Annotated in this window: 25 protein-coding genes; 13 read left to right on the top strand and 12 right to left on the bottom strand. The window is 57.5% G+C overall.

Annotation, left to right across the window (positions count from 1 at the left end; genetic code table 11):
- Nucleotides 1-61: 61 nt before the first annotated feature.
- Nucleotides 62-889: a protein-glutamate O-methyltransferase CheR gene (gene cheR, locus WF513_RS12540; protein ID WP_339079715.1), complete on the bottom strand. Its 828-nt coding sequence runs from the start codon at nucleotides 887-889 to the stop codon at nucleotides 62-64.
- A 44-nt stretch (nucleotides 890-933) separates the two neighbouring features.
- Nucleotides 934-1,866, bottom strand: coding sequence for a chemotaxis protein CheV (locus tag WF513_RS12545; protein WP_339079717.1), 933 nt, complete (start codon nucleotides 1,864-1,866; stop codon nucleotides 934-936).
- Between the two features lie 73 nt (nucleotides 1,867-1,939).
- Here WF513_RS12545 and flgA point away from each other — a divergent pair, with 73 nt between their 5' ends.
- The 4 genes from flgA (at nucleotide 1,940) to WF513_RS12565 (ending at nucleotide 4,580) form a co-directional block, all read left to right on the top strand.
- Nucleotides 1,940-2,698, top strand: a complete 759-nt coding sequence (gene flgA / locus WF513_RS12550) for a flagellar basal body P-ring formation chaperone FlgA (RefSeq protein WP_339079718.1) — start codon at nucleotides 1,940-1,942, stop codon at nucleotides 2,696-2,698.
- Nucleotides 2,699-2,854: 156 nt separating this feature from the next.
- Entirely contained in the window at nucleotides 2,855-3,199 is a 345-nt protein-coding gene (flgM, locus tag WF513_RS12555) for a flagellar biosynthesis anti-sigma factor FlgM (protein ID WP_339079720.1), read from the top strand.
- Between the two features lie 84 nt (nucleotides 3,200-3,283).
- Nucleotides 3,284-3,751: a flagellar export chaperone FlgN gene (gene flgN / locus WF513_RS12560; protein WP_339079721.1), complete on the top strand. Its 468-nt coding sequence runs from the start codon at nucleotides 3,284-3,286 to the stop codon at nucleotides 3,749-3,751.
- Nucleotides 3,752-3,830: 79 nt separating this feature from the next.
- Nucleotides 3,831-4,580 carry a flagellar regulator YcgR PilZN domain-containing protein gene (locus tag WF513_RS12565; protein WP_339079724.1) on the top strand — a complete coding sequence of 250 codons (750 nt, stop codon included), beginning with the start codon at nucleotides 3,831-3,833 and terminating at the stop codon, nucleotides 4,578-4,580.
- A 5-nt stretch (nucleotides 4,581-4,585) separates the two neighbouring features.
- Here WF513_RS12565 and WF513_RS12570 read toward each other — a convergent pair whose 3' ends face one another.
- From WF513_RS12570 to WF513_RS12585, 4 genes are read right to left on the bottom strand one after another with little or no spacing between them, the layout of a single operon-like run.
- On the bottom strand, nucleotides 4,586-5,197 hold the full coding sequence (locus WF513_RS12570) for a TIGR04282 family arsenosugar biosynthesis glycosyltransferase (RefSeq protein ID WP_339079725.1): 612 nt from the start codon (nucleotides 5,195-5,197) through the stop codon (nucleotides 4,586-4,588).
- Nucleotides 5,194-5,886 (bottom strand): TIGR04283 family arsenosugar biosynthesis glycosyltransferase, encoded by a 693-nt coding sequence (locus WF513_RS12575; protein WP_339079726.1) that lies wholly within the window; start codon nucleotides 5,884-5,886, stop codon nucleotides 5,194-5,196. The genes WF513_RS12570 and WF513_RS12575 overlap by 4 nt, the downstream gene beginning before the upstream one ends.
- Nucleotides 5,883-7,196, bottom strand: coding sequence for an MFS transporter (locus tag WF513_RS12580; protein ID WP_339079727.1), 1,314 nt, complete (start codon nucleotides 7,194-7,196; stop codon nucleotides 5,883-5,885). The genes WF513_RS12575 and WF513_RS12580 overlap by 4 nt, the downstream gene beginning before the upstream one ends.
- A gap of 55 nt (nucleotides 7,197-7,251) precedes the next feature.
- The gene (locus WF513_RS12585; protein ID WP_339083562.1) at nucleotides 7,252-8,493 is read right to left on the bottom strand and encodes a glutamine synthetase family protein; all 1,242 of its coding nucleotides are present in this window, start codon (nucleotides 8,491-8,493) and stop codon (nucleotides 7,252-7,254) included.
- Between the two features lie 447 nt (nucleotides 8,494-8,940).
- On the opposite strand from WF513_RS12585, the gene WF513_RS12590 reads away from it, so the two are divergent.
- Entirely contained in the window at nucleotides 8,941-9,315 is a 375-nt protein-coding gene (locus tag WF513_RS12590) for a phage infection protein (RefSeq protein WP_339079728.1), read from the top strand.
- 68 nt (nucleotides 9,316-9,383) lie between these two features.
- On the opposite strand, the gene WF513_RS12595 is transcribed toward WF513_RS12590, so the two are convergent.
- Nucleotides 9,384-10,025 carry a DUF480 domain-containing protein gene (locus WF513_RS12595; RefSeq protein WP_339079729.1) on the bottom strand — a complete coding sequence of 214 codons (642 nt, stop codon included), beginning with the start codon at nucleotides 10,023-10,025 and terminating at the stop codon, nucleotides 9,384-9,386.
- 250 nt (nucleotides 10,026-10,275) lie between these two features.
- Here WF513_RS12595 and sstT point away from each other — a divergent pair, with 250 nt between their 5' ends.
- From sstT to WF513_RS12610, 3 genes are all read left to right on the top strand, one after another.
- The gene (gene sstT, locus WF513_RS12600; protein ID WP_339079730.1) at nucleotides 10,276-11,496 is read left to right on the top strand and encodes a serine/threonine transporter SstT; all 1,221 of its coding nucleotides are present in this window, start codon (nucleotides 10,276-10,278) and stop codon (nucleotides 11,494-11,496) included.
- 123 nt (nucleotides 11,497-11,619) lie between these two features.
- Nucleotides 11,620-11,901 carry a peptidylprolyl isomerase gene (locus WF513_RS12605; protein ID WP_339079731.1) on the top strand — a complete coding sequence of 94 codons (282 nt, stop codon included), beginning with the start codon at nucleotides 11,620-11,622 and terminating at the stop codon, nucleotides 11,899-11,901.
- Between the two features lie 151 nt (nucleotides 11,902-12,052).
- The gene (locus tag WF513_RS12610) at nucleotides 12,053-12,307 is read left to right on the top strand and encodes a hypothetical protein (RefSeq protein WP_339079732.1); all 255 of its coding nucleotides are present in this window, start codon (nucleotides 12,053-12,055) and stop codon (nucleotides 12,305-12,307) included.
- Nucleotides 12,308-12,322: 15 nt separating this feature from the next.
- On the opposite strand, the gene WF513_RS12615 is transcribed toward WF513_RS12610, so the two are convergent.
- Nucleotides 12,323-13,207, bottom strand: coding sequence for an EamA family transporter (locus WF513_RS12615; RefSeq protein WP_339079733.1), 885 nt, complete (start codon nucleotides 13,205-13,207; stop codon nucleotides 12,323-12,325).
- A gap of 192 nt (nucleotides 13,208-13,399) precedes the next feature.
- Here WF513_RS12615 and WF513_RS12620 point away from each other — a divergent pair, with 192 nt between their 5' ends.
- The 5 genes from WF513_RS12620 to WF513_RS12640 all read left to right on the top strand — a co-directional run bounded on the left by WF513_RS12620 (nucleotide 13,400) and on the right by WF513_RS12640 (nucleotide 18,244).
- Nucleotides 13,400-14,101, top strand: coding sequence for a YebC/PmpR family DNA-binding transcriptional regulator (locus WF513_RS12620; RefSeq protein ID WP_339079734.1), 702 nt, complete (start codon nucleotides 13,400-13,402; stop codon nucleotides 14,099-14,101).
- Between the two features lie 166 nt (nucleotides 14,102-14,267).
- Nucleotides 14,268-14,888 carry a hypothetical protein gene (locus WF513_RS12625; RefSeq protein WP_339079735.1) on the top strand — a complete coding sequence of 207 codons (621 nt, stop codon included), beginning with the start codon at nucleotides 14,268-14,270 and terminating at the stop codon, nucleotides 14,886-14,888.
- A gap of 160 nt (nucleotides 14,889-15,048) precedes the next feature.
- Nucleotides 15,049-15,375: a DUF2025 family protein gene (locus WF513_RS12630; RefSeq protein WP_339079736.1), complete on the top strand. Its 327-nt coding sequence runs from the start codon at nucleotides 15,049-15,051 to the stop codon at nucleotides 15,373-15,375.
- Between the two features lie 125 nt (nucleotides 15,376-15,500).
- Nucleotides 15,501-17,243, top strand: coding sequence for an amidohydrolase family protein (locus WF513_RS12635; RefSeq protein WP_339079737.1), 1,743 nt, complete (start codon nucleotides 15,501-15,503; stop codon nucleotides 17,241-17,243).
- A gap of 113 nt (nucleotides 17,244-17,356) precedes the next feature.
- The gene (locus WF513_RS12640; RefSeq protein WP_339079738.1) at nucleotides 17,357-18,244 is read left to right on the top strand and encodes a hypothetical protein; all 888 of its coding nucleotides are present in this window, start codon (nucleotides 17,357-17,359) and stop codon (nucleotides 18,242-18,244) included.
- On the opposite strand, the gene WF513_RS12645 is transcribed toward WF513_RS12640, so the two are convergent.
- The 4 genes from WF513_RS12645 to WF513_RS12660 all read right to left on the bottom strand — a co-directional run bounded on the left by WF513_RS12645 (nucleotide 18,219) and on the right by WF513_RS12660 (nucleotide 22,981).
- Nucleotides 18,219-19,523, bottom strand: a complete 1,305-nt coding sequence (locus tag WF513_RS12645) for a phospholipase (protein ID WP_339083564.1) — start codon at nucleotides 19,521-19,523, stop codon at nucleotides 18,219-18,221. The genes WF513_RS12640 and WF513_RS12645 overlap by 26 nt on opposite strands.
- A 153-nt stretch (nucleotides 19,524-19,676) precedes the next feature.
- Nucleotides 19,677-20,534: an FHA domain-containing protein gene (locus WF513_RS12650; protein ID WP_339079739.1), complete on the bottom strand. Its 858-nt coding sequence runs from the start codon at nucleotides 20,532-20,534 to the stop codon at nucleotides 19,677-19,679.
- A 157-nt stretch (nucleotides 20,535-20,691) separates the two neighbouring features.
- Nucleotides 20,692-22,194, bottom strand: a complete 1,503-nt coding sequence (locus WF513_RS12655) for a serine/threonine-protein kinase (protein WP_339079740.1) — start codon at nucleotides 22,192-22,194, stop codon at nucleotides 20,692-20,694.
- Nucleotides 22,195-22,207: 13 nt separating this feature from the next.
- Nucleotides 22,208-22,981 carry a protein phosphatase 2C domain-containing protein gene (locus WF513_RS12660; RefSeq protein WP_339079741.1) on the bottom strand — a complete coding sequence of 258 codons (774 nt, stop codon included), beginning with the start codon at nucleotides 22,979-22,981 and terminating at the stop codon, nucleotides 22,208-22,210.
- Between the last annotated feature and the right edge of the window lie 194 nt (nucleotides 22,982-23,175).

The following is a 23,175-nucleotide window of genomic DNA, read 5'->3' on the forward strand; positions in this document are numbered from 1 at the left end:
ATAACCGCGAAAATAAAAACGGGAGACCAATGGCCTCCCGTTTTTTTATACCTGCAGACGACTATTTAGCCTTGTAAATAATCCCTGGGCTGCACTGCACCATCTGAAAATGGTTAGGCAGACCATTGAGTGCTTCCGACGCACCAAGAAATAGATAGCCACCGGGCTTCAACATGGCATGCATGCGCGTGAGGATGTCCTTCTTCACTTCAGCCGAGAAATAAATCAGTACGTTACGGCAGAACACCACGTCAAACTTACCCAAGCTAGAGTAGCTGTCGAGCAAGTTGAGTGGGCGAAACTCGATACGACTGCGAATGGCCGGCTTAACCACCCAGCGCCCAGGGCCCTTCGGGTCGAAGTAACGCTGCAAACGCTCTTGGGAAAGGCCGCGACCCATCGCCAAGCTGTCGTATTCACCCGATTTACAGTTAATCAGCATCGTCGGCGAAAGGTCGGTGGCAACAATCTGCACGCCACCTTTGAGCTGACCCAGGTTAGTTTTTTCAAATTCATCGATGGTCATCGACAGCGAATAGGGCTCCTGCCCGGATGAACAGGCCGCCGACCAGATACGCAAACGCTGGCCGGGGCTGGCTTTGATCATTTCCGGAAAAACGCGGTTTTTCATCACTTCAAATGGGTAGGTATCACGAAACCATAGGGTCTCATTGGTGGTCATGGCATCCACCACCTGCTCGCGCAACCCGCTGCGTGGTTGGTTCTGCATACGCTGAACCAGTTCGCCCAACGTTTTAATACTGTTTTGCTCCATCAGCTTATTCAGCCGACTGGAAACCAAGTACTGCTTGTTAGTGCCAAGCAGAATGCCGCAGGCTTTTTCCAGAAAAATCCGGAACTGCTCGAAATCCAAATTACCTGTAGACACTCGCGAGGCCTCGACAAACATAGATTTAACTGAGGGCCAACCCCTCAGTCTCCTTCCGCAATGTTGATGCGCTCGGCCACACGTGCGGCGAGATCATCTGGGCGGAACTTGGCAAGAAAATCATCTGCACCGACTTTCTTCACCATGGCTTGGTTGAATACGCCAGAAAGCGAAGTATGCAGGATGATGTGCAGCTTTTGCATGCGCGGATCCGCGCGGATCTCTGCAGTCAGCGTATAGCCATCCATTTCCGGCATCTCGATATCGGAAATCAGCATAAGGAATTCTTCCTCAGGCTTACGGCCCTCAGCGACCATAGCTTTGAGGTAATCCAACGCTTGACGGCCGTCATTGAGTGCTACCACCTCGACACCGACTGTCTCCAAGCATCGGGTAACCTGCTTACGTGCCACTGATGAATCGTCGCAGGTCAGTACACGCTTGGTAACTGCACGTGCTTGAGTTTTAGCATCCAGAACGCCTTCAGAGATGACTTCAGAGGTCGGGGCCACTTCAGCCAAAATCTTTTCTACGTCGATGATTTCGACCATCTTGTCGTCAAGGTGGGTCACGGCCGTCAGATAATGATCGCGCCCAGTGCCCTTGGGCGGCGGATGAATCGACTCCCAGTTCATGTTGACGATGCGCTCAACCGATTGCACCAGAAAACCCTGAACCTTGGTGTTGTACTCAGTGATGATGACAAAACTGTTTTCGATATTAGCCAGTGGCGCGCTACCGGTCGCCATCGACAAATCAAGAATTGGGATGGTCCCGCCGCGAATACTGGCTACACCACGGACGACCGGACTGGATCTGGGCATGATGGTGAGTTTCGGGCATTGCAGCACCTCTTTCACCTTAAACACGTTGATCCCATACAACTGATTGCTGTTTAGACGGAACAGCAACAACTCTAAACGATTCTGCCCAACCAACTGAGTTCGCTGGTTAACCGAATCCATCACACCGGCCATACCCAAACTCCTTATTTGAGTAACAGATTGCTGTCAGCGTAGCAGGCGGCACGCGCCTTGCTAACTGACCCATATGAACATTGAAACGACAACTAAACGACGCTCTCTGGCAAAGTGCCGCAACTGGTTGGCAGTTGTACCTGCTTTGCTGGCAATCGGCTATAGCGCATTGGCCGCAGCAGACGCCACACGACCTGAACAACTTATCGGCGCTGCTGAGGTATTTCTTGAGCAAGCGGTGAGCGATTATTTACAGCGTAGCAATATCGCAGGCCGCCACGAGATTCAAATCAATCGGCTCGACCCCCGCTTGCGCTTAGCGGCCTGTGCGCAAGCGCTGACTACAACCTTGGAAAGCCCAACCGAGCCTATTGGTCGCGTCACCTTGCGGGTGCGCTGTGACGGTGCGGCACCGTGGACAGTGTTTGTCCCTGCACAAGTACGCTTATACCGCGAGGTGGTCATCGCCAACCGTCCGATGAAACGTGACAGCCTAGTGACAGAGATGGATATCGCGATGGCTGAGCGGGATGTTGGACTGCTCAATCAGGGCTACTTAACCGCGCTCAAACAGGCGCTCGGCAAAAAATTGACGCGTCCGCTGCAGCCCGACCACGTAATCGCACCGACTCACGTGCAAATAGCTGAAGCCATACGCAAAGGCGACCAGGTGGTTATTAGCGCGCGCAGCGGCGGCATGAGCGTGCGCATGCCTGGCGAGGCCTTATCGGACGGCATTATTGGCAAGCAGATCAGCGTGCGCAATCAACGCTCCAACAGGGTGGTGAGGGCGCGCGTAATTGGACCAGGGCAAGTTGAAGTGGCGATGTAGGCACGGTTTTTGTTAAGGATTTGTATAGTGCGTGAGCTGACGATCACCCGCACTGTGTTTAGACTGTCAGCTGACGCACACTTTTCCGGCCTAAAGTTATTCCATGCAATGCCGACAACAAGCCAAGCGTCCAAACTCTGTTAGAGGTTTTGCATCATGGTCATCGATATCAACCGGCTCAACAATGCCACAACCCCAGCTAACTCGGGGCGTGTAGGCGGTGCGCAGGCAGGCGGGCAAAAAGAAGCCATCGGCAACAAACAAACTAGCAACGTACCGAACCCCGTCGAGCAGGCGCAACAAACCAGCAAGAGCGGAGAATCCGTTCAGCTGAGTCGTGAAGCGCAACAACTGCAGAAAGTCAGCGAGAAATTGCGCGACCAGCCTGCCGTCGATAAAGGTCGCGTCGCTCAAATCAAGCAAGCGCTTGAAGACGGCAGCTATCAAGTTGACACCCAGCGCGTCGCCAGCAAACTGCTTAATTTCGAATCCCAGCGCTAGTCACAGGGCTATGCTGGGGTAATTGGTCGCCCACAGATACCTTATGCCATGCGCTGAAATATCTGTTACCCCGAAGAGCTCGCAATGCACGCCATCAGACTGCTTGAACTGTTCACCCTCGATATCGGCAGCGCTGAACAGTTGCTTGAATTAATTGACAGCGAATTCCAAGCCCTCAGTGATCGCCAATTGCCGCACCTGCAAAGCATACTTACTGAAAAACTCCCGCTGCTGACGCTGCTCGATCAGCACGGCAAAGAGCGCAGCCAACTGCTGATCAGTCTTGGCCTTAGTGCTGACCGCGTCGGCCTTCAAGCGTTGGCGGCCCAATCCAGCCAAAGCGAAGAGCTGTTGGAGCGCGGCGATCAACTCAACGCCCTACTCGAACGCTGCCAAGCGGCTAACCTGCGCAACGGCCGGCTGATTCGCTCCAGCCAAGCTTCAGCCAACAGCATGTTGGGTATCCTGCGCGGTAACGAAACCCCAAGCCTCTATGACAGCCGTGGCAGTGCCGCTAGAATCGGCCAGCAGCGCCCGCTCAGTCAGGCCTGAAACCAAAAAGGCATAAGGGACATGCTGTCATATAGCCAGTATGCTAGTGCCATAGAATTTGCCCGGAGAGTCACGGACCGTGTCCAGCCCTTTTAGCCAGGAAGAAGGCCCGCAGCCACCCAAGGTGCTCAAAGCACCGATGGAAATAATTGCTAATCTGCGCCAGCTGCAAGAAGACCACGATCCGCTGGTGATTACTTTTCACGAGCGCAATCAACGTTTTCAAAGCTATGTCATTGAGGTTGATCGCGATAAGAAATTGCTGGTTCTCGATGAGCTGATGCCAAGCGACGGTGAACGTTACTTGGTTAATGGCGAAGCGTTCAGTGTTGAAGCCTTCCATGAAGGTGTGCGCGTAGCCTGGAAGTGCGAGCAAACAGTGCGCATTGCTGAACATGGAGGCGCACGTTGTTATTTCAGCGCAATGCCACTTGAAGTGGTTTATCACCAACGGCGCAGCGCTTTTCGCGCGCCACTGCAACCAAGCGAATCGATCAAAATAGAGCTTTCAGGCGATAAGTTGCGCACAGCTTTACCTGGGGAGTTGCTAGACATCTCGGCCACCGGTTGCAAATTGCGCTTCGCCGGCACTCTTGGCAGTAATCTACAAGCCGGCCAAGTGTATGAGCGCTTTACCGCCAAGTTCCCGTTCGGCGCCATGACAACCGCCATCGAGGTGCGCCATGTGCAGTACGAAGAAAACTTGAATACCACTTTTATTGGCGCACGCTTTCATCGCATCAACGGCCAAGAACAGCGCTTGGTCGAACGCTTCGTCTTTCATTTGCAGCGTGAAGCGCGCCGCTTTGATAATGACGGGCTTTTCTAGCGCCGCTAAATCAGGATATTAAGCGTCGCCAGGCGCGCGAGATCCTCCGGCCGGTCTACATCCCACAATGCAGGCAGCAGCGCCGGAGTCCATTCAAGTTGCTGCAAGCGCTGTAGCGTCTGAGCGAAGACTCGCTCAGTGCCCCACGGCATATCACTGAATAAACTGGCGTCCACGCGGCCTAACCCTAGCAGTACATAACCTCCATCCTCGGCAGGGCCGATCACCACAGGCTGCTGGTGCAAGGCGCGGCAAGCGGCCTGCAGATAATCGCCGTCGATTGCCGGGCAATCATTGCCGATCAGTATCACCGCAGCGCTCTCTTTGAGCCCCAAGGTAGCAATGCGACGCATGCGCTCGCCTAGATCACCTGCAGGTTGCTCAACCAGCGTCCAGCCCAAGCGTTGCGCAAGTGCCCGCAACTCTGCGCTGGGTAAACCCTCTAGCCATAAAAAACGCTGGCTAAAGCCCTGCTCAGGTAACTGCAAGGCATGCTCCAATAACAATTGCTGCAAGTCGCAGGCACCTTGAGCACCGAGCGCCGGAATCATCCGCGTTTTCACTTGCCCCGCTACTGGGGCGCGGGCGAGCATATGCAGAGAAACAGACAGCGTCATAGCAACGATCCTCGGCGGTATTGGCGGGCTAGTTTTTCCGGGTTGGCACCGGCGTAATAGGCCAAGCGTAAGCACCACATCAGCAGCACCGTGCGCCAGACACCGTGTTGCAGCCAACGCCGGCTAGAGGTGATCAACGGCGGGCGCAAACAGTGCGGCCGAGCCTGCGCCTTCAAACGACGACACAGCTGCAAATCTTCCATCAACGGGATATGCGCGTAACCACCGAGCGCATCAAAACACGCACGATCCACAAAAATCCCCTGATCACCCGAAGCGATGCCGGTTAAGCGTGAGCGCAGATTGATCATCCAGCCAATCAGTCGTAATGCCGGTCCTGCTGGAGACAAGTGCACATCAAAGCGCCCCCACAGCGGACGCGACGCCAATGTGTGCTGCAAACGGCTAATGGCCTCGGCGCTCACACGCGTATCAGCATGCAAGAACCACAGATAGGTACCGCGGGCCTTAGCTGCGCCCGCATTCATCTGCACGGCTCGCCCGGGGCCAGTTTTCAGCAGCTGATCAACTCGACCATGCGCAACCTCACAGGTGCCGTCAGTACTACCACCGTCAACCACAATCAGCTCGGCACCCGCTGCACCCAAGGCCGACAGATCGTCCAGCAAAAACGGCAAAGCTTGCGCCTCATTACGTACGGGGATCACCACGCTGAGCAAAGGCGTCATGGCTGCTCAGCCCTTTGCGGCGCTGCGTCATCTGCAGTTTGTGCGCCGCTGTTGTCATGCATTTGCTCATGCACCACCTGCTCATCTACACGTGGGTCGAGCGCTGCGGTCAGCGGCGAACTGGTGGTGCTGTCTGGCATCGGTACGTGTTGCAACGGCGCATCGTCGACTTGGTGCAGGTGAGTCACTTTCGCCGGCCGCACACACAGCACTAAAATCAGTGAGCACGCGCTGACAAAGGCATACAGCATATTTGCCCCATAAAAACGCATCAGCACACCCGCCAGTAAAGGCCCGATGCTGGCGCCAACACCGAACGTCACCAGCAGCATGGCCGTAAGCGATACCCGCCGCTCGGCCTCGACATGGTCATTGGCCAGCGCCACCGCTAGGGGATAAAGGCTGAACTGCAGGGCACACACCAGAAAACCGCCGGCAAACAAAAACGGTAGGCTGACTTGCGGTAAAACTGCCAATGGCAACGCAGCTACGACCAACAAAGCTGCGCACGCACGGATCAAATACACCCGATCACGCCGATCAGATAACCAGCCCAAGGGCCACTGCACGACCAGGCCGGCGATGATGCAGCTGCCCATAAACAGACCGACCTGCTCTGTAGATAAACCCATGCGCGTGGCATACAACGGAGCCAGACCATAGAACGAGCCAATCAACAGCCCGGCGACCACGATAGCGGTCAACGATAACGGTACGCGCTCGATAAAAAAGCGCATTTCCAACGGGGCTGGATGCAAAGGCGCAGGGTGTAATTTGCGGGTCAAGGCTACGGGCACCAAACACAGAGCGAAGCACAGTGCTACCAACATCAGCAATTCCAAGCCGAGTGTGGGGTGCACGACCAACACCAGCTGACCGAGGATCAAGCCAAGGTAGGACGCACCCATATAGCCGGCAAATACCTGACCGCGCTGGCTGTTTTCCGCCTGCTCGTTGAGCCAGCTCTCGACCACCATGTATTGGCACATCATACCCAGACCCACCAGCACCCGCAGGAGCAACCAGCTGGGCAGCCAGTCACTCAGCCCATGACCCAGAACAGCTGCGGTGACCACTCCGGCGCAGGCAACATACGCGCGGATATGGCCCACTCGTGCGATCAAGCGGTGCCCCAGTTTGCCGCCTAGCACCAAGCCTAAATAGTTGGCCGCCATCAACGCACCCACCCATAAACCATCCGCCGTTTGCGCCAACCGCAACGCCAAGTAGGTGCTCAACAAGCCCGAACCCAGCAGCATCAACAGGGTAGCGAAATACAACGAACTGAATGATTTAAGAATCAACGTCATGGGGCCGCGTGTCACTCCATTTAGGGCCGCCAAAGCCATACTCGGCGGTCAAGTACTAAGCGTGAGCCGCCAATACACGGCGTTCCCACGGGGTAATTTCATCAAAGAAACTGGTGAGTTCTAAGGTTTTGCTGGCGATGTAGCCTTCGATAAACTCTTCGCCAAACAGGTCCGACGCCAGTGCACTGCGCTTAAGACGCTCGATAGCGGCGTGCATGGTACAGGGTAGCGCCAACTCATCCGGCACCTCAAACTCACCTTGAATTGGCGCCGTCGGTTGCAACTGCTGTTCAATCCCATACAAGCCCGCCGCAAGGCTTGCGGCTAACGCCAGATAAGGGTTGGCATCGGCGCCTGGCAAGCGGTTTTCTACCCGTCGCGCCACTGGTGCACTGGCCGGAATACGCAAACCTGCTGCGCGGTTATCCTCTGACCAACAGGCGTTGTTCGGCGACGCATAGGGATGGCAAAGGCGCTGATAAGAGTTCACATGCGGGGCAAACAGCAGGGTGAAGTCAGCCATTGCCGCCTGCTGCCCAGCGATAAATTGATAAAACGCCGGTGTCGCCTGGCCGTCCGCCGCACTGAAAATATTGCGGCCACTGCCCTGCTCCACCACGCTTTGGTGAATATGCATGGAGCTGCCCGGGGTATGCGCCAGCGGTTTGGCCATGCACACCACAGTAAGCCCATGCTTGAGCGCGACTTCTTTGAGCAGGTGCTTGAACAAAAAGGTTTGATCAGCCAGCAACAGCGGATCACCGTGCCACAGGTTGATCTCGAACTGGCTGACGCCCATTTCATGCATAAACGTGTCGCGCGGCAAACCCAGAGCCGCCATGCACTGATAGACCTCGTTGAAAAACCCACGCAAACCGTTGTTGGAGCTGATACTGAATGCTGAACCGCCGTCTTCACGCCGACCATCCAAACCCAGCGGCGGTTGAAATGGCTGAAGCGGATCGGCATTACGCGCAAACACGAAAAACTCTAACTCTGTCGCCACCACGGGCTGCCAACCATGGCTGGCGTAACGGGCGACCACCTTTTTGAGCAACCCTCGGGTGGACAAACCCGAACTGCGTCCGTCCAGTTCATCGGCATCGCAGATGGCTAACGCGCGCGGCGTTTCACTCCAGGGTAGTCGGTGAATCTGGCTCGGCTCGGCATTCAAGGCCAAGTCGCCATCATCGCTGCCATAAAAGCGCGGCGCCGGATAGCCGCCCATGATGCATTGCAACAACACCCCCCGCGCCAATTGCAGCCGCCGCCCCTCAAGGAACCCTTGCGCCGTCATCACCTTACCGCGCGGCACGCCGTTTAGATCAGGCGTCACACATTCAACTTCGTCAACACCGCGCAACAGTTCAACCAAGGCACTGCGGTCGAGGGTACTCATTTGCTGTTGTCCTTAATGATGCAAAAAACCGTGATCAACGGTGGGCTGTACAAAATACGCAGCAGGCGTTCGATATTTCAAGCAAAGCAGCGCTAACAGCTCGCAACTGGCTTTCTAGTGGGCAATAGATCAACTAATTAGATGGTAATCATCACGTCTTTAGATGCCATTTAACACCCGATAAATCGCTTATAAAATAGATTAACCACCTGATTTAAATACATTTAATACCATTATCGATACTGTTGATGATTACCATGCGCCACCTGCCCTTCTTCATCAATTTTTCATCCGTATCATTGGCCCCCTACCCACTGACTACCCGCCCTTACGAGGGGCCTGAACATGAAAAAGCAAATCCTCACCGCCGTGATCCTCAGCAGCCTGTCCATAAGCGCCCTTGCCCTGCCCCAAAAAAATCCCCAACAGCTACTCGGGGAGATGCACGACAGCAGCGTAAAAACCCTCATGGATGTGGGCCGTAACCTACAGACCGAAGGCGGTGCTGAGCGCGTACACGAACGGCAAATGGAACGTATGCAAGTTGCTGAGGGTGGCGCTGAGCAACTGTTAGAACAGCGTATGCGTGTCGCTGAGGGTGGCGCTGAGCGATTGTTAGAGCAGCGTATGCGTGTCGCTGAAGGTGGCGCCGAGCGTACCGGTTTAAACCGCATAGCTGAAGGCGGCGCAGAGCGCACGATTAACCAGCGCATCGGCTGACCACACGCCATGTGCAAAACAAAAGGTGCTCAATCGAGCACCTTTTTTGTTTATTGCGTCGCGAGCTCTTACTGCGCCAAGCGCTCTTCCAGCGCCGCTACACGCGCCTCCAGAGCGTCTAATCGCTCGTCGTGCTGGGCACTGGCAACCGAACGCGTAGGCTCACTGGCCTTGGCGGCCAGCGCCGCTTGCAAGTCCGCAGGATCGCCCAGCAGGTGCATATAACGTTCCTCGCGCTGCCCCGCTTGGCGCGGAATTAAGCTGGCCAGATCGCGGCTAATTAGACGTTCAAGATGATGTTGGGCTTGCTCAGCATCATCAAAGTCATGCATGCGGCTGCTTCGCGTCAGCAACTCATTAATGGTTTGCGGGCCGCGCAGCAGCAACAAACCGAGCAATACCACCTGAGCCGCTACCAGTTCTAAGTTTTTATCCGCACGGTGCTCCCAACGATCCGCCCGACTGCCCATTACCAGACGCGCCATCTCGCGCCCCTCAAGGCTACGCAAGGCCTGCCCCACTTGGCCTGGTGTGAGACTCAGCACCGGCTCGCGACTGGTTTTTTGGTTGCAGGCCAAGACTAAGGCGTTGAGGGTCAGAGGGTAGGCTTCTGGGGTGGTCAATTGTTTTTCAATCAGACACCCAAGCACCCGCACCTCGACCACAGTCAGGCAGACAACCGCAGCATCACTCGCATGTTCATTGGACATAACCACCTCGCCTTCTCGGGAAGCCCTAGCCTAGCCCGCCTAACTGCAGGTTGATAGGCCGGCACACGCAACCAGGCAGGTAAACCAACGCAGCTGTGCTAGAGTCGCGCGCTGTTTTTCAGCGTGATGTATTTCATCCCCGCGAACCCCCTCATAACGCGCACTGCAACCATGCCTCCAGCCGCTCGGCCTTTCTCGCTCAGCAGGCAGTCAAACGAGCGCTGGCCTGCCCGCTAAGTAGAGATGCCTGATGACCACCGCCCAACACCCCTTGCTTCAACTGCTCAACCGCACCAGCTTGGTGGTGCAAATTGCCATTGGCCTGGTGGCCGGCATTGCTTTAGCGCTGTTTTTTCCGCAGGCAGCCGATAGCGTCAGCTTCCTCGGCACCGTGTTTGTTTCAGCGCTGAAGGCCGTAGCGCCGGTGTTGGTGTTTGTGTTGGTGGCCGCGTCGATTGCCAACCATCAACACGGCCAGCCCACCCATATAAAACCCATTTTGTTGCTGTACCTGATCGGCACCTTCAGCGCAGCGCTGATTGCGGTGGCCGCCAGCTATGCCATGCCATCAAGCCTGACACTGGTGAGTAACAGTGCCGAACTGTCACCTCCCGGCGGCATCGGCGAAGTGTTGAAAACACTGTTGCTGAATGTGGTCGACAACCCGGTTAACGCCCTGCTTGAAGGCAACTTTATCGGCATCCTGGCATGGGCCATCGCCCTCGGTTTTGCCTTCCGCCATGCCAACCCGAGCAGCAAGCACATGCTCGCTGACCTGTCCAATGGCGTGACCAGCATTGTAAAACTGGTGATTCGTCTGGCGCCGCTGGGAGTATTTGGCTTGGTGGCAGCAACGTTGGCTGAGTCGGGCATGAGTGCCCTGCTCGATTACCTGCACCTGTTGCTGGTGTTAGTGGGCTGCATGCTGTTTGTTGCTTTGGTCAGCAACCCGGCGATTGTCTACTTCAAGACCCGCCGCAACCCCTATCCGCTGGTGCTGATGTGCTTGCGCGAGAGCGGCCTGACGGCATTTTTCACCCGCAGCTCGGCGGCTAACATCCCGGTTAACCTGCAGCTTTGCCAACGTTTAGGCCTGCATGAGGAAACCTATTCAGTGTCGATCCCGCTGGGTGCCACTATCAATATGGCTGGTGCTGCGATCACCATCACGGTGCTAACCCTGGCTGCTGTTAACACCTTGGGTATTGCTGTCGATCTGCCGACCGCCTTGTTACTCAGCCTCCTCGCCTCAATCAGCGCTTGCGGCGCTTCGGGTGTGGCGGGAGGCTCGCTGCTGTTGATCCCGCTGGCCTGCAGCCTGTTTGGCATTCCCAATGATGTGGCCATGCAGGTAGTGGCGGTCGGCTTTATCATCGGCATCGTGCAGGACTCCGCAGAAACTGCACTGAACTCCTCCACTGACGTGCTCTTTACCGCAGCCGCCTGCATCGCCGCCGAACAGCGCGACTAACCCGCCGCCCGACGAACCCCGCCAAGCGCTGCACGTTAGTCGCCTGGCGTTTGAATAGCCGGTTGATTGCGGTAGGCTTTGCCCCTTGTTTATCCACCCTACTGTTTTTATGGAGTATTCCCCATGCCTCGCGCCACTGCCCGTCACATCCTGGTTGCCAGCGAAGACAAGTGCAACGAACTGAAAACTGCCATCGAAGGCGGTGCCGACTTCGCCCAGGTGGCCAAAGACAACTCCAGCTGCCCGTCCAGCCGCAGCGGCGGTGACCTTGGCTCGTTCGGCCCAGGCCAGATGGTTAAGGAATTTGACACCGTCGTGTTCAGCGCACCGATCAACGTGGTGCAAGGCCCGGTGAAAACCCAGTTCGGTTATCACCTGCTGGAAGTGACCAGCCGCCAGGACTGACCCTGCCTGTTCGTTGGGCCGCATTGGCCCAGCGAACGCAGTCGTTTTACGCCTCATCTGCCAGGCCTTGCGCCTGCGCAACAGTGATTCCTCCCGCGCGGTAGCTCGCTATACTCGCCGGCCTTTACTTCTCGCACCCGCGGATATTGCCATGACCCATACCCCAGTTGCTGAACCCACACTCGCCGCCCAGCCTGTGGATAGCGCAGTGCCGGCCCCAGACACAGCTGCAGCCGTCAGCACGCCCACAAAAACCAGCGGCTTTGCCTCATTATTCGGCGCCGCCAAAGCGCTGTCTGGCCAACAGGACGATCAGCCTTGGCACCAGAAGGGCAACAAATCGGTTCATGAAAAGAAGATCGGCCCGGCGCCGAGCGGTACTCGTCGCGCCATGGGCAAGCGTTAGAACCGGCGCAGCCGCTTAAGCCAGCCGCGCTCGCAGGTAAGACTGCAACCAGCCGCCGCAGACGTTTAGCAGCAAACCGAGCATCACGATCAGCGCGCCCAGCAACTGCAAGTTGCTCAGGTGCTCATCCAGCAGCAATGCCGCAGACGAAATGCCCACCACCGGCACCAGCAGCGAAAACGGCGCGACCTGACTGGCGGGATAGCGCGACAGCAAGCGACTCCACAGGCCATAGCCGAGGATGGTCGCGCCAAAGGCCAGATAGACCAGCACCAACATACTGTTGAAGTTAAAGCCGCGCAGCGCTGACTCAATGGCCTCGGGGCCTTCAAGAAACCAAGACAGCGCAAAGAACGGCAGCGGTGGCACCAAGCTGCCCCACACCACCAGCCCAATCAGGTTTACCTTGCCCAGCTTGCGCGTGACGATATTGCCCATCGCCCACATCGCGGCGGCGCACAGCGTCAGCACAAATCCGGCCACCGTCATCAAACCATCACCCTGCGCGCCAATCAGCAGCAAGCCACCGGCGGCCACCAGCAAACCCACTAGGTTGATCAGCCGAAAGCGCTCACCCAGCAGCATTACGGCAAACAGCATGGTAAAGAACGCCTGCGACTGCAACACCAGCGAAGCCAGACCCGCCGGCATGCCAATGGTCATGGCGGAGAATAGAAACGCGAACTGCCCCAACGAGATAGTCAAGCCATAGGCCAATAGCCAGCGCAGCGGAATCTGTGGGCGCTTGATAAACAGCACCGCAGGAAACGCCGCCAAGAGAAAGCGCAGTGCGCCGAGCAGCATCGGCGGCATGCCATCAAGGCCGATCCTGATCACCACAAAATTCATGCCCCAGACGATGATCACCACCAGGGCCAACAGTAAATCTTTGGGTTGCATAACAGCGCCTCAACAACATGTGGCCTTATTAAAGCGGCCGGCGCGATCAAAACGCCCATACAGCAAGTCGGTAAAGAGGCCATACAGCTCGGGGTCGATCAGCAGATTGCAGCGCCACAGGTGCCGCAGATCTCTTGAAGGGCTAGAATCGCGGCCTACTTATTTATCAATCCGCAACCACGAGACCATCCCATGGGCGCCCAATGGAAAGCCAAACCTAGAGAAGCTGCCGCCAACGCCAGAGGCAAAATCTTCGGCCGACTGGTCAAAGAAATCATGATTGCCGCCCGCACTGGTGCTGAGCCAGACCTCAACCCCAAGCTGCGCTTGGCGATTCATCAGGCAAAAAAAGCCTCGATGCCGAAGGAAACCCTCGACCGCGCAATCAAAAAAGGCGCCGGCCTGCTAGGCGATACCGTGACTTTTCACTCGGCCACCTATGAGGGCTTTGCCCCGCATCAAGTGCCGGTGATCATCGAATGCTTAACCGATAACATTAACCGCACCGTGGCAGAAATCCGCGTGCTGTTTCGCAAGGGCCAGATGGGCGCCTCCGGATCAGTAACCTGGGATTTCGACCACGTCGGCATGATCGAGGCCTCGCCAGAGGGCGACGCTGATGCCGAGTTGGCCGCGATTGAAGCAGGGGCTCAGGACTTCGAACCCACCGATGAAGGCGCCACGCTGTTTATCACTGAACCGACTGACCTCGACGCCGTTTGTCGGGCGCTGCCAGAGCATGGCTTTAGCGTCAACGCCGCGAAAATTGGCTATCTGCCGAAAAATCCGATGACCAGTCTGACCGCCGAGCAGCTGGAAGAAGTCGAAGCGTTCCTCGAGGCACTCGATGCCCATGATGACGTGCAGAACGTCTATGTCGGGCTTTCGGGCTAAACAGCAGCGCCGCCAACTGACCATGTCGGATGCCTAGCCGGTTGGCGGCGGTACACGCTTTTGTGGATTGATCGCCACCCGCCGCGCGCAAAGCGGGTAGAATCGCCGCCCGCCGCGCCGCCAGCGCCCGGTGTTCACACGGACGGTGTCACACAGGAGTTTTACCGTGCACAAATTTCTCACCCTGGCCGCTTGCCTATTACTCGGCGCCTGCGCCAGCAACTCGCAGACGCGCTACCAGCACGATGTGGTAGCCAGCAACAGCCCGATGGCCAAAAGTACCCTGGAAGCCATTCATAACACCCAAGCCATCCCACTGCCGCTCAACCCCGGTCTGCTGGCGCCGCAATGGCCGATCAGTGCAGACGAGCCGCGCCTGGACTTTGGTAGCTCGATCTCCAACTACCGGATCTTTTCCTTGCAACTGAAGCAAGGCGAACGCTACACGCTTAACGTGCACTCGCTGTGCAATGCACCCTGCCTGGGTGTCAGCAAATTCGCCCTGAAGCCGCGCGCCATGCTGCTGGATGCCTACGGCGCAGTGATTGCTGACAAGCCTTCACATGCCTCAGCCGTGGTCGGGCAGATCAGCCTAAGCTGGGAAGGTGAAGCGGCAGAAGATGGCACCTATTACCTCCTGGTGGCGGCCAATAATGACAACCTCGGTGAAACCATCGTCATCGATGATGTGTGGGTGAATAACTCGCCGCTGATGTCGGTCAAGGTTGACATGCACAGCTCGCCGTTCGGCAAGATCAGCGCATTCGCAACGCCAGCTAAAGATTGAATAAACAGCTGCGAGCCGCAATGGCTCGCCGCAGGCCGTTTTTTATTGCGCCGACTCAGTCCATTTGTTGACCCTGAACAAGGTGCTCCGCCCATAGCGCCGTAGCCTGTGCCGATAACGTTCCGAGGGTTTATCCTCTATCTGTATCGACGAGGTTTGTATGAGCACCACCTCCATCAGTATCTGCGCAGCTGCCGACCAATTGCAGGGTTTTGTCGGCTTCAATGCCAAGACCGGGCGCTACATCGTGCGTTTCTCTGAAGACTCATTCGGCCTCGATGTACTCGAGCAGAGCATCACGCCCACCTGCGAATTTGTTTGGCGCAGCATCGAGGCTGACTTAATGCACCTCGACCGCGCGCGACTGCAACTGCTGCTGGAACAGAACATCGATGACCGCCTAAATATCAGCGAACCCCTGCGCGTCTATATGCGCCGCGCGGACCTGCCGCAAATCAGCGCACAGCGTCGCCGCCTAAACGCCTAAACGGTTATTGGGGCCCACGCGGGTGTGGCCGAATAAGCCCCAACTTTTTCACTTACACCTTCACAGCCAACACCTGCGGCGGACTATCCTCAACTGGCCGAACCTCATCGCCCAGGAGCCTGCCAATGTTTGACGTGCTGATCAAGAACGCGCTGTTTTTCGATGGCAGCGGCGCGCCTGGCGTGCTCAGCCACTTGGGCATCCGTGACGGCAAGTTGCAGCGCATCAGCAGTACCGCGCTGGATGAAACCGGCTGCGCTGAGGTGATTGACGCTAGCAACCGTTGGGTGACGCCCGGCTTTATTGACATGCACACCCATTACGACGCCGAGTTGGTGGCCGCGCCGGCGCTCAAAGAGTCGGTACGTCATGGCGTGACCACGGTGATGATCGGCAGTTGCTCAATCAGCATGGTGCTGTCCAGCCCGGAGGACTGCTCCGACTTGTTCACCCGCGTCGAATCGGTGCCGCGTGAGCACGTGCTGCCGCTGCTGCAGGCGCGCAAAACGTGGAACAGTGCCGGCGAATTTACCGCCTTTCTCGATCAGCACCCGCTGGGGCCGAATATTTGCTCCTTCCTCGGCCACTCGGACCTGCGCGTTGCGGTGCTCGGCCTGGAGCGTGCCGTCGACGCCAGTGTGCGCCCCAGCGAAAGCGAGCTGCAGCATATGGAGCGCCTACTGGAAGACGCTCTAGATGCCGGCCTGCTTGGCTTGTCGAGCATGACCAACCCGTGGGACAAGCTGGACGGCGACCGCCAGCGCTCCAAATCGTTACCGTCGGTGTATGCGCCGTGGGCTGAGTATGCGCGGCTGAACAAAATTCTCAGGCGGCGCGGGCGTATCCACCAGGGGGCACCGAACCTGGTGACTAAGTTCAATGTGCTGGCCTTTCTCTGGGACAGCATCGGCGGCTGGTGGCGCAAGCCATTGAAGACCACGCTGATCACCCTGATGGACGTCAAAGCCGACCCATGGCTGGCCCCTGTGCTCGGCCCACTGACCCGCTGGGTCAACCGCCTGACCCATGCTGACTTTCGCTGGCAAACCTTGCCAGTGCCGTTTGAAACCTACGCCGATGGCATGGAATTCGTGGTGTTCGAGGAATTCCCGGCCGGCCAAGCAGCGTTGCACCTGGCCAGCCATGACCTGCGCAGCCAGTTATTCCAAGACCCAGCCTACCGCCTGCGTTTTCGCCAGGATGTCGAGAAGAAGTTCGGCCCTCGGGTCTGGCACCGCGACTTCGATGACGCCTGGATCGTTGATTGCCCAGACGCCAGCGTGGTAGGTAAAAGCGTGGGTGAACTGGCTAAGGCTCGCAACGAACACCCGGCTGATCTGTTTCTCGATTTGCTGGTGGCGCATGGGCCGCGCCTACGCTGGCGCACCCTGATTGCCAATCATCGCCCGGAGGTTGTGGCAAAGCTGGTGTGCGAACCCAGCACCCTCATCGGCTTTGCCGACTCCGGCGCGCACATCCGCAATATGGCGTTCTACAACTTCGGCGTGCGCCTGCTCAAACTGGTGCGTGACGCTGAACTGCGCGGCCAACCGGTGATGCCGATTGAAAAAGCCATCTGGCGCCTAACAGGTGAGCTTGGCGAGTGGTTCGACATCGACGCCGGCAGGCTTTACGAAGGTGCCCGGGCCGATCTGGTGATCATTGATCCAAGCGCCTTGGACGACTCACTGAGCAGCTACCAAGAGGCGCCCATGGACGCCTTCGGTGGCCTGCAGCGTATGGTCAATCGCGGCGAAGCAGTGGATGCGGTATTGATCAACGGACGCATTGCCTTCCAGCACAACGCCTTCGCCGCAGACCTTGGGCACACACGCGGTTACGGGCAGTTTTTGCCCAGCAATACCTAGGCAGGTGCGGGGCTTACGATTCGCGGCATAAATGCGCCGCCGTAGGCTGGCATAATGGTCCCCGCACAGCCCGGCAATTGCCTTGGGCCAGTATTGAAAGGACGCTCACTGCAATGTTCCGCATGCGCTCGCCAGCAGCCTGGCGCTGGTTTTTAGGCTTTCTGCTGCTCGGCCTACAGCTGTCGCAATACGCCGATGCAAGCGGCGTTATTCACTACCCTCGCCGTGGCGATGGGGATGAGTTCCGCGCAACCTATGCGCTGGCGCAACTGCAGCTGGCCCTGGATAAAGCCGGCAGCCCGCTGTGTCTAGAGCCCTCGCACTTCAGCATGGAGCAGGAACGCGCGCTGGTTAATCTGGCGCGCAATCAACGCCTCGATGTCGTCTGGAGCATGACCAGCATCGAGCGCGAACAGCGCCTGCTAGCAGTCCGTATCCCTCTGGACAAAGGCCTGTTCGGCTGGCGTATCGCTCTACTGCCCAGCAACCGTGCGCAGCTGCTAAAGGATGTGCGCACCCGCGACGACCTGCGTCAATTCTCTGCAGGTCAGGGCCATGACTGGCCGGACAGCCTAATTCTGCGCAGCAATGACTTGCCGGTAACCACCTCGTCCAGTTACGGCAGCCTCTTTCGCATGCTGAGCGCACAGCGCTTCGATTATTTTCCGCGCTCGGTCATCGAAATTTGGGATGAGCTGGAGCACCCACGCGGCAAACTGCTGGTGGCCGACACCCATGTGCTGCTGCACTACCCCACGGCGATGTATTTCTTCTTCTCGCGCAAACGGCCAGACCTGGCGGAGACCGTTCGCCAAGGTATGGAAATCGCCTTAGCCGATGGCTCATTCGAGCGCCTATTTCAGCAGCATTTCGCCGCTAGCCTAAGGCGCGCTGACTTGAACCAGCGTCAGATCATTGAGCTGCATAACCCTTTACTGCCAGACGCCACGCCCCTGCAGCGGCCCGAACTGTGGTTCACTCCAACGGTTCAGAGGCCTTAGGTGGCTGCGCCAGGGTGGTTTGCACGACGTTACGCGTGTGTGCACCGAAGCGCTTAAACAGCTCGATCAATACCTGCTCCAGCAGCGGATCCGCTGTAACCGGGATCAGTTGATTACCCGCACTGAAACCGCCGGGTGCGGCCGTTTTACGCAGCAGCCATTGACCGATCGCCGCATCCAAATCATCAGCACTGGCATAGGACTCGGCCGCGACAACCTGCTGGGCGAAGGTCACCGAATAGGCCGGATAGCGGCCTGCTGGATGTTGCGTGTAGGCCTGCAAAAGGGGTGACGGTGTCTGCTCATTCATGAGTTGCTGCATACGTTCAAGCTGGTAGGCCTCAATCGCGGTGTGTCGATCCGCCACGCGGGCAATGGCCGCCAGACGATCTTCGGGGTACCCCGCCGCGCCTTTTAGGGCAATCAGCATCAACTCGGCCGTATTGAAACCGGGTACGGTTTTGGCGTGATAGGGCTGCGTAAGGTCTTGCATGTAATGCAACGCCCAGCCGAGAAAGCGATAACCCCAGTAATCATGCCCGCTGGCCAAGGCCAGACGCGCCAGACCGCTGTATTGGTATATGCGCCAGTGCGGCAAGGTGCGCCGCAGGTAGGGCGCTGCTTGGAAAACTAATGCGGGCTCGTGGTAGTAGCCGATATGGAAAGGCGCTTGCGAGGAATACTCAAACCGCGCATCACCAAATGGCTGCTGGCCAAAATTGTAGTGCCCGCCTACCTCGCCCGGGTTGTCGCTGAACAAGTTGATGTCGTGGCCATAATCCGGCTCATCCGCCGCACTGCTGAGCACCTGCACCGCATTGACCGCCTCGCCCGGCTGTAAGGCCAGATAACGCCAGTGGCTCCAAGGGCCGAGCTTACGAAACACCAGCACCTGCTCGGCGGCCAAACGTACCCGGCCTTCGTCAGCCTGGCCGGGCAGTTGCTGCACAAAACCGGCGAGGCGAATCTGTGGATTAACCCGCAGGGCATGTAAAAAAGCGCGGCGTTTATCGCCTGTGGCCGCCGCGCTAAAGCGCAGTGCATCGGGACGCGCCGGATAATCGGGGAAATTAGCGCGGGCAAAATCTTCTTGCTCATCGAGCAACTGCTCAATGGCTGATGCTTGATCATCAAGAAATATTTCTAGTGGCTCATAGTTAAGCGTGCGCTGTAACTGCGGCAATCCCTGCAAGGCCAACTGGCTGCCCAGCGAATGGTTGGACCACGCCAATGCACTCAACGGCTGATAGGCCAAGCAACAGGCGGATAGCAACAGCAGTAATGGCTTCACGGGCACTCCAACAGCGGCTAAATACAAAAACCGCAGCCTAACGGCAAAGCCGCCGGCGGGCACTGTCGTATCAAGTCAGCACACTCACTAATCAGGCAGATCGCTCACCGCTGGCACTTGCGGCAAAGACCTAACCAGCGGCTAGGCGATATACACAGCCGCCACCACCAGCAGTGCAATCAGCACCAGCGCGAGTGCGAGCAGCGGCGTATTTAAGCGCTTTGGCTGACTCACTGAAGTGGCGGCGGCATGCATCGGGTTAGCTTGAGCGGCGGTGCGCAACGGGTTGGCATGGCTGTTCGGTGAGCTGGCCAGCGAGGCTGGCTTGAGCGCTTTCGGCAGGTCTACCGCGCGCATAAACAGCGTGGCATCTTCATCCACACTTGCTGCCACGGTACTTTTCGGGCCAATCACCAGCAGGCTGACCGAGCCCATTTTTAACTGATCGCCTGGTTGCAGCACCGCCGTTGCTACCTTCTGCTGGTTGACCAATAAGCCATTGGCTGAGGCCAGGTCCTTAACCTCTAGCACGTTATCCTTGAGGTAGAACTCGCAGTGCCGGCGCGACAATTGCTGGTCGCTAAAGCACAACTCGCATTTCACCGAACGGCCAAAGGTCATGGAGCCATTGATATGGAATTTCTTGCCTTCGTGCTCGCCTTGGATCACCTGCAGATACCAGCGCGCGGCCTGCTCAATCTTAGGTTGGCTGCGCGCCGGATCAACCAACAGCAGCTCCACCGAACCCAAGCGCACACGGTCATCGGCGCGCAGCTGAAAGCGCGTGCTGATGCGCTCGTCATTGACGAAAGAGCCACCCGGGCTGCCGACATCCGTGAGGTAGTAGAAGCCATGGTCCTGACGAATTTCCGCGTGGAACGCGCCGATACTGGGGTCGACCAATACCAGGCTGTTACGGCTGTCTTGACCGATGGTGAAACGTTCGTCGACCAGCCAAATAGGGGCCTGACGATTATCACTGAAGTGAATCCTGAGCATCTGCGCCGCACCCCAAAGTCAGTTAAACCGCCACCGGCGAACCAGATCACACGCTAGCGCCCGTTGCACCCGCACCCTTTAAATCGCAGGGGCTGGGGTAACGTGGCGCGCATGCTGCCTGCCAATCTGCCGGCTAGCAATACGCCGGCAAGGCTGGTTAGTCAAAAAGGTTATTCCACAGCCGTTTGACCGGGTTAACCGGCGCTGACTGCTGTGTCGCCGTCGACTTACGCCGCGGCGCAAGGCTTTGGCGAACCCGGCTCTCGTGACCATCAAGCAACTGCAATAACTGCTCGTTTGCCGGCTCCACTTCTAAGCCCTGCTGCACCGACACCAATGCCAAGGCAAACTCGCGGCGCTTATAAGCGGCCTGGCTTTGCTCAATAAAGCGCTGCGCCACTCGGTTGATTCCAGCGAGGGCTAATAAGTTATCCGGCTGCCAAGCCAGCACCTGGCGAAAGTAATACGTTGCGCTGTCATCTTCAGGCAGCAGCAACTGTTGCTCAGCCAAGCGTTGCTCGGCTTGCTGCAGGTAAAGGTTAATCCGCGCTTGCAGCACACGCTCTAGTCCATCGGCCGCCTGCGGGTTATCAGGGTCAAGCACGAGCACCTGGCGGAATAGGTAATCGGCGTTATCGTGCGCCGGCTCCAGTAGGTTGCCGCTTTGCAAGCGCACCTCGGCACGGGTTAAGTATTCGCTGATCTGCTTTTGCTGATAGAGGTGATAACCACCGCCAGCTGCCGCGACCACTAGTAACACGCCAGCTAGCAGCCAAACCCCCAGCAGCCGGCGCGCAGCCCCGGCCTTGTGAGGGTTAGGCAAACTGAGCGCCGGGGCGATGCGGGTAGTATCGGGGTCGTCTTGCAGCAACTCATCCAAGCTGGCCAGCAGCACCCGGCAATCGGCAAAACGCTCATCCGGGTCTTTAGCCAGCATGCGTTCGAGCAACCATTGATAGGCGTGTAAGTGCGCAGGCAGCAGCGGTACCGCCATCTGTAAGTGATTCATCACCGTCTGCGTGTAATTGTCCGCGCGAAAAGGGTTACTGCCGGTGAGCATCTCCAGCAAGATCACACCCAGACTGTAGATGTCACTGCGCGCATCTAATGTTTGGCATTGCGCCTGCTCGGGGCTGCTGTAGGAAGGGCTGCCAACGGCGATACCGAACTGAGTGAGGTCGGTGTCTAGCTCGACTTCCTTGGCCACGCCGAAATCAGTGATTACCGCCGTACCATCCGCGCGAAAGAGAATATTGGCCGGCTTAATATCACGGTGTACCAACCCCTTGTCATGCACCACGGCCAAGCCGCTGGCCACCTGGCGGACGATGCGCAGGGCGCGCGGCAGGTCAAAAACCTCGCCCTTGTGCTGGGCTAAATCACCGCCGGGCACAAACTCCATGGCGAGGTAATGGCGCCCGTCGGCCAACTGACTGATGTCATAGATGGTGATGATCGAGGGGTGATGCAACGACGCAACGATGTGACCCTCTTTGATAAAGCGCTGGCTAAAGGCCTGGTCGTCCAGGTGCAGCAACACTTTTATCGCCACTTTACGGTGCAGCGACGTTTGAGTGGCCAGGTACACCTCAGCCATACCGCCTTGGCCGAGGCGGCCATGCACGTGATAGCCAGGAATTTCGAGCAATTGTTTAGTCATGAGGGTCGGCAGGTTAGGGCTTGCGGGAGGTAAACAGGCGGCTGAGTAAACCACGCGGCTTGGCTTCAACACTGGGCGCGGGCGCACCACGGCCAAGCACGATACAGGAGATATTATCTTTGCCACCCATTTCGTTAGCCTGCGCCAACAGCTGGCTGACCAGCTCATCGAGGGTTTGCGCGTGGCTGCACAATTGCTGGATGTGCGCATCGTCTAGCTCGCCGGTGAGGCCGTCACTGCAGAGTAATAACAGTTCATGCTCGCCAAGCGATCCATGCTGCACACCCACCTGCAACGGCTGATCATCACGCCCCAAGCACTGCAAGATGACATTACGTTGTGGATGACTGCGCGCCGCTTCAGCACTCATCTGCCCGGCATCGATCATCGTCTGCACCCAACTGTGATCGTGGGTTAGCCGTTCGATATGCCCGACACTGACGCGGTAGGCGCGGCTGTCACCAACCCAAGCGATGCTGAACTCCGTGTTATCAACGCGCACCGCCACCAACGTGGTGCCCATGCCGCGCTGCTCATTGGTGTTGGCTACCGCGATAATTTCACGATTGGCCGCATGCACAGCCTCGACCAAGTCCAGTCCATGGGCACAGCTAGCCTCAAGCGCCTGCAACGCCAAAGCACTGGCCACTTCGCCGCATTGATGACCGCCCATGCCATCGGCAATGGCCCAGAGGCTTAACTGCGGGCAGCACAACAAGGCATCTTCATTGTGCTCACGCACCCGCCCAGGCACGCTGAGGCCGGCATAGATCAACGTGGGTTCCATAACGTCTCGAATAAGGTTCAAACGCCACAAAGCGCTTTCTAGCAGGCAGCTAATGGATGCCCATGATGCGGGGTCACGTGAAGGCTGTCACCGCTGCCCGATGACTTTGCAAGTGAAGTGTTAACCAGTCGAACCCGACACACTCAACATAGGTCAGATAACTCATCAGTTATCCGACCCACTTGGGCGTAAAC

This window comes from Pseudomonas sp. TMP9 (assembly GCF_037943105.1).
Lineage (GTDB): Bacteria > Pseudomonadota > Gammaproteobacteria > Pseudomonadales > Pseudomonadaceae > Aquipseudomonas.